Below are 16,895 nucleotides of genomic sequence, written 5' to 3' on the forward strand. Positions count from 1 at the left end.
ACAGACTCGGCGATTTGTTACTCTCAACAAAACGGGGGCGATCATGCCCCCGTGTCGTCAAAACCCTGCCCAGAAAATACGACCAGAGAACTGTATCGGCCCTTAAGTGAACTGCATTAGGGGTGGTGGGGGCTCTTTTCGATCAGGCACTCTGAGCCCTGCCTGCGGCGGCCGCCTCAATGGCGGCTTGAGCGGAATGATTCCACTGGAAATCATTCCGCTTTAATAGCTCACCCCACCACCGCATCTCAGCTTCGCCTCGTGCGGTCCCCCTCCCCGCCAGTGGCAGGGAGGTATAAAACAGACTATTCCCCTTGCGCTTCGGGGGGCAGGGACTGATCGTCGGATTTCGGAGTCTTGCGTCCAAAGGGCACGACGACCAGATTGTCCGGCTGTCCGCGCATAAACCCCTTGGAAATCAGGTGCGAGGCGGCAATGCCTTCATTGCCGTCATCGGCCAGTTTCGACAGGCCATGCCCTTGCCCCAGACCGTCGGCGTTCAACTCATCCGGGTCGGCATTCGACAGGTCTTCGCGGTTGAGATAGGAAATCGCCAGCTCACGGAAGATATAGTCGAGGATCGAGGTCGCCGAGCGGATCGAGTCGTTACCGCTGACCGGACCGGCCGGTTCAAAGCGCGTAAAGACGAAGGCATCGACAAATTCGTCCAGCGGCACGCCGTATTGCAGGCCGATCGACACGGCGATGGCAAAATTATTCATCAGTGAACGGAAGGCCGCGCCCTCCTTGTGCATGTCGATGAAGATTTCGCCGACCGAACCGTCTTCGTATTCACCGGTATGCAGATAGACCTTATGGCCGCCGACGCTGGCCTTCTGGATATAGCCCTTGCGGCGGTCGGGCAGCTTCTGGCGTTCGCGGTCGCGTTCGATGATCTTTTCGATGACCGTCTGGGCCGGGGCTTCGCGCACCGGTTCCGGGGCCGGGCGGCGGGCCTCCTCAAATTCCGGAATATCGAGCGTCAGCGACGGCGGGGCCGGCTGACGCTTGAGGCCGATGGCGCGCAGACCGCTATCGGCGGCCTGAGCCAGAACCTTGAGCGCGTCTGGCACGCCCTTATCCCACTCCAGAACAAGGGCCGAGGCCGCCTGGGCCGAGGCAAAGCTTTCGAGCTTGTGCCGCAGGGCCAGACGCGCCTTCAGGCCGGGGGGGCTCAGGCGCTGACGCAGGGCATCAGGCAGCCCCTCCGGGGTGTCATGGCCGAAGATAAAGGCCTGCGCCTCAGCAATTTCGTTGGCGGTAAAGCCCATCAGGCGCAGCAGGCTGAAGCCCGGCGCGTGCAGGTCTTCGTCGCTGATGCCCCAGATATCCTTGATAAAATCAGTATTCAACACCGCCGGGGACACCACCTCATCGAGGCTGTGGGCGGTGATCAGAGCGGCCTCCAGGGCGGCGATTTCAAAATCGCTCAGTCCCTTGGCTTTCAGGGTCTGGGCATGGATATGCGGTGCGCCGTCCAGCGTGCGGTGCCCCAGCAGATGCGTGCGCACCGCGTCGCGCTCATCGCCGCTCAGCCCTTGCCAGACGGCGGGGTGCAGGCCGCGCACAAAGACGCCGTCGGCGCCTTCCATGGCCACGGTCAGGGCGGTCAGGGGCGCATCGCCCAGCGTCACGCCCAGCCGCAGCGACAATTCCGGATCGTCGAACAGGGTCGTCGTCTGGACGTGGCGCAGGCCGGTGGGCTTGGCCAGTTTCAGGGCCGCTTGCAGGCGGGTCAGGGCGTGCGCCTTAAGGTCAGCGCTTTTGAGGCCCGACAGGCGATAGAGCTTCTGACTCAGCGCCGATACCCGGTCGTCGCGCTCGGCGGCGAACCCGGCATAGGGCGTCAGGTGACGCGACAGCACGGCAGAGGCGTGCACGCTTTCGGCATCCAGCACGGCCATCAGGGCCGCGGCAAAGTCCTGTCCGGCTTCGGTCTGGGCGCTCAGCCCCAGCGCCATAAGGGTTTCGCTGAGGCCCGCCACGGTCAGGGCGATGGGCCGATGCTGGGCCAGACGCAGCGCCGCTTCGGGCGTGGCGGCAAAGGTCAGGTGGCTTTCGATATCGAGCGCCACGGTCCACAGGGCGGCGCAGGCGGCAAAGCCTTCGACATCGAAGCCGGTTGGCTTAAGGAAACCATAGGCGTTGAGCGCGGCGCGCGGCGCGATCAGGGCGTCGTCCAGCGCCTCGGCGGCGTCCGGATCGAAGGCGACCCACAGGCGACCGCTTTCCAGCGCCGCCTGCGCCGCCAGGCGCGCCGACGGATCACCGGCAGCGATCAGGTCGCGGCGCGCCGTGACGATGACGGCCGGGGCGGGTCGGTCGGCCTCGACATTTTGCAAAGACCAGTCGGGCAGGGCACTGTCGCCGGTCAAACCGTCCGTGGACTGAATAACTGACTGAATGAGGGCATCTGAGGCCCCCAGACGGCGGGCCTTGAGCGCCGCGCGGGCCAGAGCCGGATTGTGGTGCAGACTGGCCCGCTGTTCGCCCTCGGCGCGGGCAATGGCAGCCGTGATGCCGGACAGGGCGGCGTGCAACTGATCGCGGGTGGCGCGGGCGACGGCTTCGGAGCGCGCCCCGACCAGAAGGTCGCGCAGCTCACGCACACAGGCATGGTCTTCGATATCGGCGTAGCGGGTCTCCGTCTGGGCGGATTTCGTGCCATCCAGCAGCGGCACACGGTGCCCCGTCCGCAATCCCGTCCCCGGTGCGGCCAGCCCCAGCCGCAGGGTCGCCGCCAGTTCGGCGGCAAAGGCCTGCGCCTCGTCTTCGCGCACTATACCGTACACCCGCCCCCACGCCGCTAACCGATGGGCATAGAGGTCGAAAGCGCCATCCAGCCCTTCGGCCACGGGAGGAAATGCCCCTTCGGGCAGGTCACGCGGCAGGGCTTCGACCCAGTCGTGCCAGGCTTCGCTTTGCGCCGTCGTCCAGTCGCGCGGGCACAGGACGCTGAAACTGTCGGGGCCGCGTTCGATTTCGCGCCATTCCAGCACCGGCTGGGCCTGTTCGGCGCGCGCCGCAAAGGACAGATCGGGCAGGACAGAATCGCCGGACGTTATCTTTGCCATTGGCTTCCCCGGATTGGCGAACACAGTTGGGGATAAAGCCTAGACCGATTTTAACCTTTCAGCAATAAATGTGGGGCGGGCGCGCTGATCCATCCACAATATGTTGCGTGAGACTCTCGTGGGGGATAATTCGCAAGTGGCGGCCTTTGAAGCGCTTTACGCAGATGCAGCGGCGCTTTATAAGTCAGGGGACGCATAACCGGCGGAGTCCGTCTCCGTCTTTAGTGAAATAGGGTAAGACCTTGCTGGATAAAGCCTTCTTGTGGTGGAGCGGTGCGACGCTCGGTACGCTGTTCACCATCGGCCGCACGTCGAAGCTCGTCGGGACCGACGAATTCGGCAACAAGTACTATCAGGCCCGGAACACCAAGGAAAGCTACGGCGACAAGCCGCGCCGCTATGTGATCTATAACGGTTATGCCGACGCCTCGAAGATCCCGCCCGACTGGCACGGCTGGATGCACTATATGTACGACGAGCCGCCGACGGTGGCGCCGTTGCCGCGCAAGTCGTGGGAAAAGCCGCACCTGCCCAACCTGTCGGGCACGCCGTTTGCGCAGTTCCCCAAGGGGTCGCTGAATGCCGAAGGCGAGCGTCAGGCCTCGAAGTCGGGCGATTACGAGGCGTGGAAGCCCTGATGAGAAAGACCGGCGTGATGGTTCGGGCGGTGCTGCTGATGGCCGGCGTGGCCGCCATCGCCTTGCCGCTCTATGCCCAGAACATCCCGCCCGACGAAGAAGCCCCGCGCCGGGAGCCAAGCCGTGATCGCCGCGATGCGCGCGACAATGCCGACTTCGATCCCGAACCCTACTATATCGACGGCGTCGAGTATAAGCCCTACGATCCGAACGGGGGTAAACGCAATACGCCGCAGCGCGCCACCGCGACCCAGCCGGTGAACCGCCCGTCCGCCCCCGTCGCGGCTCAGCCGCAGGGGGTAGGGGCTGGCACGCCGTCAGCGGCCCCGCCGACCGCCGCCGCGACGCGCCCGGCTTCGACCACGCCCTATGTCGATTCCACCGGTCAGGTGGTCGGCAATGCGCCACCCGTCAGCAGTGCGTCTCAGTCTTCGGTGGCGACCGTTGTGGTGCCGCCGGAAAAGCGCGTGCGCTATGGGGCGGCTATCCTGACGGTGCTCGACAAGGTGACCGGCGAAGCCATCCGCTTCGAAGCGCCGGTGGGCAAGCCCAAGCGTTATCGCGGCATGGTCTATACGGTAAAGGCCTGCGAAACCTCGGCGCAGGACGAGGCGATGAGCGACACCATGACCTATCTGGAGGTACGCACCTCGCCCCAGCCCGCGGCCAACGGCACGGTGCCCAAGCCGAAGGACGTGTTCCGGGGCTGGACCTATGCCTCGACGCCGGGCGTTAACGGGATGGAACACCCGGTCTATGACGTCTGGGTGGTCAGTTGCAGGACGCCCTTGCCGGTTACGGCGGTCGCCAGCCGGTAGAAGTCGCCTTCGACCGACAGCGCGTCTTTCAGGCGCGCCTTGTAGTCCTCACGCGGAATTTCGATGACGCCGAACTGTCGCAGATGGTCGGTCAAAAACTGACAGTCGAGCAGGCGATAGCCACCGGCGCGCAGCCGCGCCACCAGATGCACCAGCGCGATCTTTGAGGCATCCGTGGCGCGCGACACCATGCTTTCGCCGAAAAAGGCCCCGTTGATGGCCACGCCATAAAGCCCGCCGACCAGCCTTGCGCCGTCCCACACCTCGACGCTGTGGGCCAGACCGCGCGCGAACAGGGCTTCGTAAAGCGATTGAATGGAATGGGAAATCCACGTGCTTTCGCGGTCGGCGGCGCTTTCGGCGCACAGTTCGATGACCTGACGAAAGGCCGTGTCGATCTTGACGGTGAAGGTTGTGTTGCGCACGGTGCGCGCCAATCGCGACGGCACATGGACGCCCTCCAGCGGCAATATGCCCCGCAGCGGCGGATCGACCAGAAACAGGGTCTCATCGTCGCGCGCATCCGACATCGGAAAAATCCCGGTGCGGTAGCATTGAACGAGATCGTCTAACGTAAAGTCGGCCATCTACACTCCCCCATTCTGGGCTGGGGGCCTCTGTAAGCCAATTATACCTCCCCACCTGTGGTGGGGAGGGGGACCGCACGAGCCGACGCAGTCGGCGAGATGTGGTGGTGGGGGCTCTTGTCGTGAGGCAACAGCGCCAACTTGCTCAGGCCACCCCGCCCCCATTTGCTCCGCTAATGGTCCTCCTCCCCGCCAAAGGCAGGGAGGTATAAGAGATGTAGCCAAACCCTCTCGAAGAAACGGGCGTTATACCTTCGCCTCTTCCTGCGCCTTGATCCACTTTTCCAGCCAGTGGATATTGTAATCCCCTTTCTGGATATCGGCTTCGTTCAGCAAGTCAAGGAACAGCGGAATCGTGGTGTCGATACCGGCCACAACGGTTTCCTGAAGGGCGCGCTTGAGGCGGGCCAGGGCTTCGGGACGGTCGCGCCCATAGACGATCAGCTTGCCGATCATCGAGTCGTAATAGGGCGGGATGGTGTAGCCGTTATAGACCGCCGAATCCATGCGCACGCCCAGACCACCGGGGGTGTGGAAGTCGGTGACCGTACCGGGCGACGGGACGAAGGTGCGGGCGTTTTCAGCATTGATCCGCACTTCGATAGAGTGGCCTTTCAGGTCGATATCGGCCTGGGTGAAGGACAGGGGCAGGCCCGCCGCGATGCGGATCTGTTCGCGGACCAGATCGACGCCGGTGACAAATTCGGTGACCGGGTGTTCGACCTGAAGGCGGGTGTTCATCTCGATGAAGAAGAACTCGCCATCCTCGTACAGGAACTCGATGGTGCCGACGCCCAGATAGCCGATCTTGCGGATGGCCTCGACGACGATCATGCCAATCTTGTCGCGCGCCGTCGCGTCGATGACGGGCGAAGGGGCTTCTTCCAGCACCTTCTGGTGGCGGCGTTGCAGCGAGCAGTCGCGTTCGCCCAGATGCACCACATTGCCGTGGCTGTCGGCGATGACCTGAATCTCGATGTGGCGCGGCTTCTGGAGGTAGCGCTCCATATAGACCGTGCCGTCGCCAAAGGCCGCGGCGGCCTCGGTCTGGGCGCTCATCACCTGTTCGGCCAGCACGTCGGCATTGGCCGCGACCTTCATGCCGCGACCGCCCCCGCCGGCAGCGGCCTTGATGATCAGCGGGAAGCCGATGGATTTCGACGCTTCGATGGCGTCTTCGACCGTGGCCACGCCGCCGTCAGAGCCCGGAACGACGGGGATGCCGGAGTCCTTGGCCGCCTGCTTGGCGGTGATCTTGTCGCCCATCAGGCGGATGTGGTCCGGCTGAGGCCCGATGAAGGTCATGCCGTGCGCGCCGACGATTTCGGCGAAGCGGGCGTTTTCCGACAGGAAGCCATAGCCGGGGTGGATCGCCTGAGCGCCGGTGATTTCGGCGGCGGCGATGATCGACGGAATGTTGAGATACGACTTGGCGGCAGCGGGCGGCCCGATGCAGACGCTTTCGTCGGCCAGATGCACATGCATGGCGTTGGCGTCGGCGGTCGAATGCACCGCAACGGTGGCAATCCCCATCTCCTTACAGGCGCGGATGACGCGCAGGGCGATTTCGCCGCGGTTGGCGATGAGGATCTTGTCGAACAGTTTGGGGGTGTCGGACATGGCGTTAGTCGATTACCACGAGGCCTTCGCCGAATTCGACGGGCTGGGCGTCGGACACGAGGATTTCCGACACCGTGCCGTCCTTGGGCGCCGGGATCGGGTTCATGGTTTTCATGGCTTCGATGATCAGCAGGGTCTGACCGGCCTTCACCTTGTCGCCGACCTTGACGAAGGTGGCGGCACCCGGTTGCGGCGACAGATAGACGGTGCCGACCATGGGTGATTTCAGGGCGTCCTTGGCGGCTTTCGGCGCTTCGGCGGCGGCAGGGGCCGCAACCGGAGCCGCAGCCGCGGCCACAGGGGCGGGAGCGGCGACCGGAGCGGCGTATGTCGTCAGGGGGGCAGCGACCGGCGCGGCGGTCAGGGTGCGCGCGACGCGGATCTTCAGTTCACCCTGCTCGACCTCGATTTCGGTCAGCTCGGTTTCCTTCAGGATGTCCGCCAGCTTGCGAATGAGGCGGGGGTCGATCGGGTCAACCGGTTTTTGCGATGACATGCGCTTACCTTGGTTAGGGGGTGGGGCCGTGCGTAGGAACGGGCCGGTGGGCTATTGTTCGATGAGGCGTAGGGCCGCCTCGATAGCCAGTTCATAGCCAATCGCCCCCATACCGGCAATAACCGCCTTGGCCGCCAGAGACACATAGGAGTGATGGCGGAACGGTTCGCGGGCGTGAGGGTTCGACAGGTGGCATTCGATGATCGGCTGGCTCAGGGCCTTCAGCGCGTCGAGTAACGCGACCGAGGTGTGGCCATAGCCGGCCGGGTTGAGAATCAGGACCGAGGCGTGTTCGCGCGCCTCCTGCACCCAGTCGATCAGTTCGCCTTCGTGATTCGTCTGGCGAAAGACGACCGGGACATGACGGGCGGCGGCCAGCGCGGTGCACCGGGCCTCGATGTCCGAAAGACGTGTATATCCATAAATTTCCGGCTCACGCACCCCCAGAAGGTTGAGGTTTGGGCCGTTAAGGACATATATGGGTTTCGACATGCAAAGCCTGATCCTGTGGGATGCGGTCTTGTATCCCCTGTTGCGCGTGCTCACAAGAAAAAGCGGGCTTTTTCGCCCGAAAACGATCCGAAAATGACGAAAATTCTGTTGAATGGCGAAGAAACCGAGGTTTTGGCCGCCAATGTGATGGCGCTGATCGAACAGATCGGCATTGATCCGCGCAAGGTGGCGGTGGAGCGCAATCTCGAAATCGTGCCCAAATCGGCCTATGTCGCCACGCCTATCGAGGCCGGAGACCGCTTTGAGATCGTCCACTTTGTCGGCGGCGGCGATTGAATCGGGTCTATCCGTGGTTAAGCCTTAATCGCGTCGCTTCATCCGAACACAACTTATTTCATGGCGCGATTGCCGCGCGTGAAGGGGTGGTTTTGCCAGCAGAAAGCCGTATAGAGACGCCAAAGCGTTTCATACGGGACCGATACTCATGACCGAACCGACCGCCGCTCTTTCCCCTGATACCTGGACCGTTGCCGGGCGCACCTTTTCCTCGCGCCTGATCGTCGGCACCGGCAAGTATAAGGACTATGCCCAGAACGCCGCGGCGGCGCGGGCGTCGGGCGCGGAGATCGTCACCGTGGCCGTGCGGCGGGTCAATCTGACCGATCCGAACCAGCCCATGCTGATGGACTATGTGAAACAGGACGAATTCACCTACCTGCCCAATACGGCGGGCTGTTTCACGGGTGAGGATGCGGTGCGCACCCTGCGTCTGGCGCGTGAGGCCGGCGGCTGGAACCTCGTCAAGCTGGAGGTCCTGTCCGACCCCAAGACGCTTTATCCCGATATGGAAGAAACGCTGCGGTCGCTGAAGCTGCTGGTCAAGGACGGTTTCGACGTCATGGTCTACTGCTCGGACGATCCGGTCTATGCCAAGAAGCTGGAAGAGGCCGGGGCGTGCGCCATCATGCCCCTGGGTGCGCCCATTGGTTCGGGTCTCGGCATCCAGAATCGCGTGACGCTGCGCATCATTATCGAGAACGCGAAGGTGCCGGTGCTGGTCGATGCGGGCGTGGGTACGGCGTCGGATGCGGCTGTGGGCATGGAGCTGGGCTGCGACGCCATTCTGATGAACACCGCCATTGCCGAAGCCAAGGACCCGATCCGCATGGCCGTGGCGATGAAGCACGCGGTGATCGCCGGCCGCGAAGCCTATCTGGCCGGGCGTATGGCGAAGAAGCTCTATGCCGATCCGTCCTCGCCTCTGGCGGGGTTGATCTGATCTTAAGACGATCTAATCCGGGGCGATCCTTTCTCCCTTTTCCAGCCTTTCGAGATGTGCCCGGTGATAGTCGGGGGCGAAGATGGCCGGGTGGCGTCGCAGTTCAACGTCCGGAGGCTTCCCGGTCTCGTTCACAATGCGTTTGTGATATTCACGCCATAAGGCCATCAGATCGCTGACGTCGCCATCGACATAACCGTCGTCACGCCAGAGGGCGAGGTGCATGCCTTTGGCAAGGCGGACGAGCTTTTCTTCCACTTCGCCGAGGCGGGTCTCGTACAGTTCGTGGCGGGCGATTTCGGCCTCGGCACGCTCCAGCGCCAGAATCTGCGCCGCCTTTTCGTCGATCGTGTAGCGCTTGTCGCCGGGATAGCGTTCTTCGTACTCTTCCTCGTCCTCATCAAAGCGGGCAGGGCGTGCGGTGGCGGCCTTGGCTGGTCTGGGCTCCGGTGGCGGGGCAAACACCTGACACAGCATCCGATCGGCGGTCATGACGGCGCGGGCCGTGCGCTCCGCTTCGAGGGCGGTTTCCGGTTTCGAAAGGGAGGTCACGTGCCCCAGCACCGTGTCGGCAAAATCGCGCAGGGCGGCGCGACGTTCGGCCAGCAGCGCTCTCAGTTCCGCCTTGTTTTCCGCGAGGACATCCATGAGGCCATGATGACACAGGCGGATTGCGCGGGGATAGATCCTCGTGAAACCCCTATCAGGGGTCTGGGGGCAACGGCCCCCAGAGTCGTTTCGCTTACTTGGCCTTTTGACGCGCCGCCGTCACCAGAGTCTGGAGCTGCGGGATATCGCCGCCATTGACCAGCACGCCATCGACGATGAAGTTGGGCGTGGCACCGATGCCCAGCTTGTAGCCCAGTTGCAGGGTCTCATCTATCTTGGCCTGAACGTCCGGCGACTGGGCCTTGGCGTGCAGTTTGGCCGGATCGACCCCGGCAGCGGTCAGGGCCGCATCGACATCGGCCTGAGAGCTGAGTTCGTGGCTATAGAGCGCGTTGTGGACGGCGGCATAGTGGCCGGTGTCGCGTGCGGCCAAGGCCAGACCGGCCAGAACGCGCGAATTGTCCTTACCGATGATCGGATATTCCTTGATCACCACGCGCACATCGGGATTGGCCTTGAGGAAGCTCAGCAGGCTGGGGTGACTGGCGCGGCAGGCGCTGCACAGATAGTCGTGGAACTCGATAATGGTGATGGGGGCCGACGGGTTACCGAGGATGGGATCGTCGGCGGCGATGATCGAACCTTCATTGGCCTTGATGGCGGTTTCAACGCTCTTGCGCGTTTCGGCGTCCTGCTTTTCACGCAGGGCGGTGGAGGCATCGACCAGCACTTCGGGCCGCGTCATCAGGCCACCGCGCACGATCAGGCCCTGAATATTAGGCAGGACATAGGGGGCCAGCGCCAGTACGAAAGCCCCGGTCGCCAGAGCCAGCGCCAGATTGGATTTGCTGAGCAGGGGCTCATGCGGGGCGAGGGCGGGCGTCTCTGTTTTGGTTTCCGGTGCAGGCGTCGGCGTTTCGGGGGTATCGGTCACTTATCAACTTTCTTAGCGGCGAAGGCGGGTTTCTTCCTCCACGGGGTCGATACCCATGAGCGAGGAGGTGGTCAGGACGATGTCGCGGGCGCGGCGGTATTCGACGGAATCCTTGGGCAGGTTTTTCTGCGACCACACTGCGAAGGTGCGGGCCTGCGGGATATTGCCCTGATAGAATTCGGCTTCGGCCGAGGCCAGACGCGCCTGACCCGGCATTTTCAGGCCATCATAGCCCTGCGCCAGCAGGTTCCAGGCAAAGCTGTTGTCGGCCTCGTATTTCAGCGAGGCGTTGAGGCGGTCGATCCCTTCGCGCAGATTGTCGTCCCCGCCGGCGGCGATCAGGGCCTGCCCCAGATTGACCATCAACAGCGGCGCATCGGGCAGCAGCTCCACCGATTTACGGTGCGCGGGGATGGCCAGCGCCGTCTGACCCGTTTCGAAATAGATTTGCCCTTTCAGTTCCCAAAGATAGGGATTGTTCGGCTGTTCGATCAGAAGCTGATCCAGCTCGGTCAGCGCCTTCTTCACCTCGGTCTGCTTGTACCAGGCGATGACGTGGGCGTAGCGCGACGGGAAGGAGCGGTCGCTTTCGGGATAGCGCATGAACACCTTTTGCGGGTGATCGAGGAAGCCCGACAGCTTGGCCTTGACGATGCTGAATTCCGCGATCAGTTCCGGCGAGTCCACCGCGTCCTTGTGCGGCTGCTGCTCGACCAGGCGGCGCAGGGTGGCGACACGGTCACGCGACAGGGGGTGGGTGCGGAAATACTGATAGCGCTCGGCATTGGAAAAGGTCTCGTAATTGCGCAGCTTATCGAAAAATTCGACCAGACCGCGACCGGACATGCCGGCGCGCTCCAGCGCCTTGACGCCCGCGATGTCGGCGGCGGATTCCTGCGTCTGCATGTAGCGCAGCGCCCCCAGCGTGCCGAAGGTCTGCGACGAACCCAGAAGGCCCACGCCTGCATCCCCGGCCCCGGCGAGAATGGCGATAATCCCCAGTCCCAGTGAAATGGCCATCGGGGCCTTGGCCGCCTGATAGATTTCGTCGGAGCGAACGGTGTGGCCGGCCGCCTGGTGGCCGGCTTCGTGGGCGATGACGCCGAACAGCTCATTGGGGGTTTCGGCTTCGCCGATCATGCCGGTATTGAGGCCGATGATCTGACGCGAAGTGGCAAAGGCGTTGATCGACTGATCGGCGATCAGCAGGAACTGTACCTGATCGGCATTGAGGCCCGACGCGGTCAGAATGCCGCGCGTTTCTTTATGCAGGAAGCGCTCGATCTCGGTGTCGCGGATGACGGTCTGGGCCTGCGCCTTCGGGGCCAGTCCGGTGACGGCCAGAGTCATCAGCGAGGCCGCCGCCAGAGGCTTCAGCCAGCCAGACGCTCTGTGTTTAAGGCCGTTCCACACCATAGGCACGTCTCTGTCGCGGATTTCGTTCAGCTTTATATGGGCAGTAAGAGTGACAAATCTAAGGCCCCCACACAACCGGAAAAGCCGGATGGCTGACGACAACAAAAGGCCCGCAACGTGAACATTGCGGGCCTTGTGCTTTTATCGGCGCCACCAGCCGCGCTTGGGCTTGGCGGGCGGCGTGTTGATTTCCGCCGGATCGGGCTCGGGCGCTGTGGGGGCGAAGCTGCCGCCCATCGGTTCGTTTTCCAGCACCGGTTCCGCAAGGACGGGTTCCGGAGCGGTTTCGGCGACGGCTTCGACCGGCGCAGGTTCCACCGCCGTTTCCATCACCGCCGGTTCGGCGGCCAGTGCGGGCTCTGCGGCGACTTCGGCCACCGGTTCGTCGGTCTTTTTCTTGCGCGAGCGGGTCTTGCGGGCCGGTTTGACCACCTCTTCCGCAACGGCTTCGGCCATCACGTCCGGCACGGCGTCAATGACCGGCTCAGGCGCGGTTTCCATCGCGGCAGGTTCAGCGGCGACCGCGACGGGTTCGCTCGCTTCGGCTTCGGCTTCGGCCTTGCCACGCCGCTTACGCGGCGGACGCTTGCCCTTGGGGGCGGGCTGATCGCGCAGGTCTTCGGGCACGAGCGAGGTCGGTGCCTGAGTCGCGGCCCCCAGCACCGAGGCGGCTTCGGGCGTATCCCCAGCGATCACCGGTGTTTCAGCGGCCACTTCGATCACATCGAAGCCGTCCGGCGTTTCACCCGGCTGAGGGGCGCGCTTGCCCTGCGATTCGTCGAACGGGTCGATCCACACATAGGGTTCTTCCAGCGACGGAGTGCGGGCGCGCACCCAGGCATAGGCTTCGCGCGGGCGGGCGTCCGGACCGTTGCGACGGCCCCCGCGGCGGCCGCGACGACGGCGACGGTTGCGACGGAAATCGCCGTCGTCCTCAGCGTCTTCGTCTTCGCTGTCGGCCTCAGACTCCGAGTCAACGGATTCGGCATCGGCGGTCTCAGAGTCGACGCGCGCTTCGGTGTCCTGACGGCCCCGGCGACGGCGGCGGCGGCGGCCGCGACGGTCATCGCGGTCTTCACGCGCTTCCGTCCGCTCTGACGCCTCATCGTCGTCCGTGTCTTCGCGCTCAATGGCCTCTTCGTCGAGGGCGATGACGTCTTCGTCCTCGTCCTCGTCATAGTCCGGGTCGGGACCGAGGTCGATGATCGGATCGGGACGCGGCGGCGGCGTGAATTCCACCTCATCGGCATGGACAGTGCGCACGATCTCGAATTCGGCGTGGTTCAGGTCGGAGTCGATCTCGACATTGACCTTGAGCCCCCATTCGAGGCGCAGCTTGGCCAGATGCACCTGCTTCTCGTTGAGGATATAGAGGGCCACGGCCTGCGGAAGCTTGATGGTGATGGCGCCGGCGCCATTGGTCATGGCCTCAAGGTCGATGGCGCGCATGGCTGCCAGAGCCGAGGAGTCGGTCGAACGGACGCGGCCCATGCCTTCGCAGTGCGGGCAGATGACCGTCGTGCCTTCGAGGAAGCCGGTGCGGCGGCGCTGACGGCTGATCTCCATCAGGCCGAAGCCGGAAATCTTGCCCATCTGGATGCGGGCGCGGTCTTCGCTGAGGGCGTCCTTGAGCTTCTTTTCGACGGCGCGGTTGTTCTTCGACTCATCCATGTCGATGAAGTCGATGACCACCAGACCGGCCAGATCGCGCAGACGCATCTGGCGCGCGGCCTCTTCGGCAGCTTCAAGATTGGTCTTGAGCGCCGTCGCCTCGATATTGCGCTCCTTGGTCGATTTGCCGGAGTTGACGTCGATGGCGACCAGGGCTTCGGTCTGGTTGATGACCAGATACCCCCCCGAACGCAGCGGCACGACCGGGGAATAGATGCGGTTGAGGATGTCGTCTATGCCGTGGCGCGCAAACAGCGGCATCCCGCCATTATAGAGCTGAATCTTCTTCGCCTGCGACGGCATGATCATGCGCATGAAGTCCTTGGCGGACTTGTAGCCTTCGACGCCCTCGACCTGCACGTGGTCGAAATCCTTGTCGAACAGGTCGCGGATGGCGCGCTTGACGAGGTCTTCTTCCTCATAGATCAGCGCCGGGGCGTTGGAACGCAGCGTCGTTTCGCGGATATTTTCCCACACGCGCAGCAGGTAGTCATAGTCGCGCTTGATCTCGGTCTTGGTGCGCTTGGCCCCGGCCGTGCGCACGATCAGGCCCATGCCCTGCGGCACGTCGAGTGATTGCGCCACGGCCTTCAGCCGCTTGCGATCGGCCCCGTTGGTGATCTTGCGGCTGATGCCGCCGCCCCGCGCCGTATTGGGCATCAGCACGCAGTAGCGCCCGGCCAGCGACAGATAGGTGGTGAGCGCTGCCCCCTTGTTGCCGCGCTCTTCCTTGACGACCTGCACCAGCAGGATCTGACGACGCTTGATGACTTCCTGAATCTTGTAGCGCTTGATCAGGTGGGCGCGCAGGCGGCGCTCCTCATCCGGCAGGTCGTCACCGTCGTCTTCGTGATCCTCGTCCTCAGCGTCGTCATGGCCGTTGGCGGCAGCCTGTGCCGCCAGCTCGGCCATCAGCTTTTCGCGGTCGGCGACCGGTATCTGATAATAGTCCGGGTGGATTTCGTTGAAGGCCAGAAAGCCATGGCGGTTGCCGCCATATTCCACGAAGGCCGCCTGAAGCGAGGGCTCTACGCGGGTGACCTTGGCGAGGTAGATATTGCCGCGCAACTGCTTGCGGGCGTGGCTTTCAAAATCGAATTCCTCAACTTTTGAGCCGTTCAGAACGACGACGCGGGTTTCTTCCGCGTGCGTCGCGTCGATTAACATGGTTTTCGACATTAACGCGATCTCCGCAGCGCGCACGCCTTAAACCCGCGCCGGACACAGGGCCGGGCGGTGACAGGGGGCGCTGACTGATTTGGGGTGAAAGGCGTGCGCAAAGGCCCGGTCCGGCGCGCAAGGAGCGCGGAGCGGCAGATATCCGGAGCCTGTTCAAATGAGCGGCACAGCCCATTGGGTGTTTAATACCTTCGAGCCTTGTGCCCAAAACGGCCATGAAACTTTCCTGGCACGTTTCGGAAACACGTAAGGCGTTACAAAAAATCAGAGCAATGAAGCGGCCCGACTGAGCCGACGAATGCTCTAACTACGCTTGGCCGAAGCGTCCCGGTGCCGATTGAGGCCCCTTTGGCGGACGCGCCGGTGAATTTCATTCGGAGTGGCGAGGGATTCCGCAAGGGAAGGTTTCGCCGGAAGAGGGCCAGACCGGCCGCACAGGACCGGAACAGGACCTCCTCAAAAGAGGTGTTGTCCGGTGAAAGGTGCGCGCGACAATCAAAAAAGGCCACGGACCGGGCACCGGAAATATGCGGGACTCGCTTATCAGACGGGCTGGGGAGCCAGGGCCTGACGGGCGCAATCCGTCTTGCACGCGGCGAATATGCAACAAGGTTGCGCAAAAGAAAAGCACGCAATTATTTTTGTTGTTAACGAGATCGCTACCCGCATCGTGTATCCATACGGTCACAATACAAAGCAGCGGCGCCAGAAAGGCGTCCACGGTATTTTGGTGGAGCGGGTGAATGATCCGACGTGCGTGGCGTTTGGCCGGCAAAGGCCAGCTATGGCTGGCAGCCCTGATGGCGGGCGCCATTGTTATCGCGACAGGGGACATCACCCCGGTCGAAGCGGCCTCCAGCGGCGATGTCGTCAATGTGCGCCTCGGGGGCGCGCCGGGTCAGACGCGACTGGTCATCGACCTGCAATCGTCGGTCAAGGGCGAACTGCTCAGCCGTGAAGCGGATCAGCAACGCGCTGTTCTCGGCCTGTCGGGCGCGGATGTCGGTGCGTCGCTGAGCGGGCAGGGGCAGGGCCTTATCAAGGGCTGGAAGCTCGACACCACGGCCGGCATGACGCGCCTGCGCCTCGATTTCAACGGCAATGCCCGCATCGCGCGCCGGTTCCTGCTGCCGCCCGCCGATGGTATCGGCACCTACCGCTACGTGATCGACGTTGTGCCCGCCGATGCGCCCGCGCCGCAGACCGTTGCGGCAAAGGCCGTGGCCGATACCGCGCCCATTCCCCCTGCCTTGCGCACCGAAGCGGCTGACAAACCGCGCACGGGCAAGAAGATCATTGTCGTCGATGCCGGCCACGGCGGTCACGACCCCGGTGCGCGCGGCGCGTCGTCGTGGGAAAAGGATGTCAATCTGGCGGCAGCCAAGGCGCTGAAGGCCAGGCTGGAAGCCACGGGGCGTTACAAGGTCATTATGACGCGCGATTCCGACGTCTATGTCGATAAGGTGGCCCGCGTCCGTATCGCCCGCAACGCCAATGCCGACCTGTTTATCTCGCTGCACTCCGATTCCGGCCCGAACACGGCCACCAAGGGGGCCTCTATCTATACCCTGTCGGATTCCGGCACCGAACGCGCGGCGCGCAACGCCATGAACCGCGGCGACTGGGCCCTGCCGACGGGCGCGACGGACAAGACGGTCGGGCGCATCCTGATCGACCTCACGCAGCGCGCCACCAAGAACCGTTCGGCGACCTTTGCCGAATTGATGCTCGATAATCTGGATGGCGATGTGCCGCTGCTCAAGAGCAGCCATCGTCAGGCGGGTTTTGTCGTCCTTCTGGCGGCGGACGTGCCGGCAGTGCTTCTGGAGATGGGCTTCATCACCAACGAAGAGGATGAGAAGCGTCTCAACGATTCGGGTGACCGCAACCGGCTGGCCTCGCAACTGGTGAAGGCGATTGATCAGTATTTCGCCAACGATGTGCGCTATGCCTCGTTTGGCTTCGTCGCCCGCTGATCCCGCAAGCGCCTTGCGTACAAAGCCCTGCCGTTGCGGCAGGGCTTTGTTGTTGCGGTCAAAGCGTCGCCAATAAGCCGCATTTGCCCGCAATAAGCCGCAGAGGGCCGTGATCAGGGCTTTGCGGGACGGGCGGGCTTTGATA

Annotated in this window: 14 protein-coding genes; 5 read left to right on the forward strand and 9 right to left on the reverse strand. The window is 63.4% G+C overall.

From position 1 onward, the window contains the following. Positions 1–305: 305 nt before the first annotated feature. Positions 306–3,074 carry a TSCPD domain-containing protein gene (locus PQU94_RS13355; RefSeq protein WP_272741947.1) on the reverse strand — a complete coding sequence of 923 codons (2,769 nt, stop codon included), beginning with the start codon at positions 3,072–3,074 and terminating at the stop codon, positions 306–308. Between the two features lie 242 nt (positions 3,075–3,316). Between PQU94_RS13355 and PQU94_RS13360 the strand changes: the two genes are divergently transcribed. Beyond that, entirely contained in the window at positions 3,317–3,712 is a 396-nt protein-coding gene (locus tag PQU94_RS13360; protein ID WP_013480471.1) for an NADH:ubiquinone oxidoreductase subunit NDUFA12, read from the forward strand. Continuing rightward, entirely contained in the window at positions 3,712–4,530 is an 819-nt protein-coding gene (locus PQU94_RS13365) for a DUF2155 domain-containing protein (protein ID WP_272741948.1), read from the forward strand. The genes PQU94_RS13360 and PQU94_RS13365 overlap by 1 nt, the downstream gene beginning before the upstream one ends. Here the strand turns inward: PQU94_RS13365 and aat are convergent. The 4 genes from aat to aroQ all read right to left on the reverse strand — a co-directional run bounded on the left by aat (position 4,467) and on the right by aroQ (position 7,725). Continuing rightward, the gene (gene aat / locus PQU94_RS13370; RefSeq protein WP_272741949.1) at positions 4,467–5,117 is read right to left on the reverse strand and encodes a leucyl/phenylalanyl-tRNA--protein transferase; all 651 of its coding nucleotides are present in this window, start codon (positions 5,115–5,117) and stop codon (positions 4,467–4,469) included. The two genes, PQU94_RS13365 and aat, sit on opposite strands and share 64 nt — an antisense overlap. Before the next feature lie 246 nt (positions 5,118–5,363). Continuing rightward, on the reverse strand, positions 5,364–6,719 hold the full coding sequence (accC, locus tag PQU94_RS13375) for an acetyl-CoA carboxylase biotin carboxylase subunit (RefSeq protein WP_272742080.1): 1,356 nt from the start codon (positions 6,717–6,719) through the stop codon (positions 5,364–5,366). Positions 6,720–6,741: 22 nt separating this feature from the next. Beyond that, the gene (accB, locus tag PQU94_RS13380) at positions 6,742–7,233 is read right to left on the reverse strand and encodes an acetyl-CoA carboxylase biotin carboxyl carrier protein (RefSeq protein WP_272741950.1); all 492 of its coding nucleotides are present in this window, start codon (positions 7,231–7,233) and stop codon (positions 6,742–6,744) included. Positions 7,234–7,284: 51 nt separating this feature from the next. Continuing rightward, on the reverse strand, positions 7,285–7,725 hold the full coding sequence (aroQ, locus tag PQU94_RS13385; protein WP_272741951.1) for a type II 3-dehydroquinate dehydratase: 441 nt from the start codon (positions 7,723–7,725) through the stop codon (positions 7,285–7,287). Between the two features lie 93 nt (positions 7,726–7,818). On the opposite strand from aroQ, the gene thiS reads away from it, so the two are divergent. Further along, positions 7,819–8,022, forward strand: a complete 204-nt coding sequence (thiS, locus tag PQU94_RS13390; protein ID WP_272741952.1) for a sulfur carrier protein ThiS — start codon at positions 7,819–7,821, stop codon at positions 8,020–8,022. 148 nt (positions 8,023–8,170) lie between these two features. Next, positions 8,171–8,965: a thiazole synthase gene (locus PQU94_RS13395; protein ID WP_126423929.1), complete on the forward strand. Its 795-nt coding sequence runs from the start codon at positions 8,171–8,173 to the stop codon at positions 8,963–8,965. Between the two features lie 12 nt (positions 8,966–8,977). On the opposite strand, the gene PQU94_RS13400 is transcribed toward PQU94_RS13395, so the two are convergent. The 4 genes from PQU94_RS13400 to PQU94_RS13415 form a co-directional block, all read right to left on the reverse strand. Then, positions 8,978–9,613 carry a hypothetical protein gene (locus PQU94_RS13400; RefSeq protein ID WP_272741953.1) on the reverse strand — a complete coding sequence of 212 codons (636 nt, stop codon included), beginning with the start codon at positions 9,611–9,613 and terminating at the stop codon, positions 8,978–8,980. Positions 9,614–9,707: 94 nt separating this feature from the next. Next, positions 9,708–10,508 (reverse strand): DsbA family protein, encoded by an 801-nt coding sequence (locus PQU94_RS13405; protein WP_272741954.1) that lies wholly within the window; start codon positions 10,506–10,508, stop codon positions 9,708–9,710. A 12-nt stretch (positions 10,509–10,520) separates the two neighbouring features. Then, positions 10,521–11,924 carry a M48 family metalloprotease gene (locus PQU94_RS13410; RefSeq protein WP_272741955.1) on the reverse strand — a complete coding sequence of 468 codons (1,404 nt, stop codon included), beginning with the start codon at positions 11,922–11,924 and terminating at the stop codon, positions 10,521–10,523. A gap of 141 nt (positions 11,925–12,065) precedes the next feature. Then, complete coding sequence (locus tag PQU94_RS13415; RefSeq protein ID WP_272741956.1) at positions 12,066–14,774, reverse strand: Rne/Rng family ribonuclease; 2,709 nt, start codon at positions 14,772–14,774, stop codon at positions 12,066–12,068. A gap of 743 nt (positions 14,775–15,517) precedes the next feature. Here PQU94_RS13415 and PQU94_RS13420 point away from each other — a divergent pair. Continuing rightward, complete coding sequence (locus PQU94_RS13420) at positions 15,518–16,750, forward strand: N-acetylmuramoyl-L-alanine amidase family protein (RefSeq protein WP_272741957.1); 1,233 nt, start codon at positions 15,518–15,520, stop codon at positions 16,748–16,750. Positions 16,751–16,895: the final 145 nt, after the last annotated feature.

It is taken from the genome of Asticcacaulis currens (assembly GCF_028550395.1).
Taxonomy (GTDB): Bacteria; Pseudomonadota; Alphaproteobacteria; order Caulobacterales; family Caulobacteraceae; genus Asticcacaulis; species Asticcacaulis currens.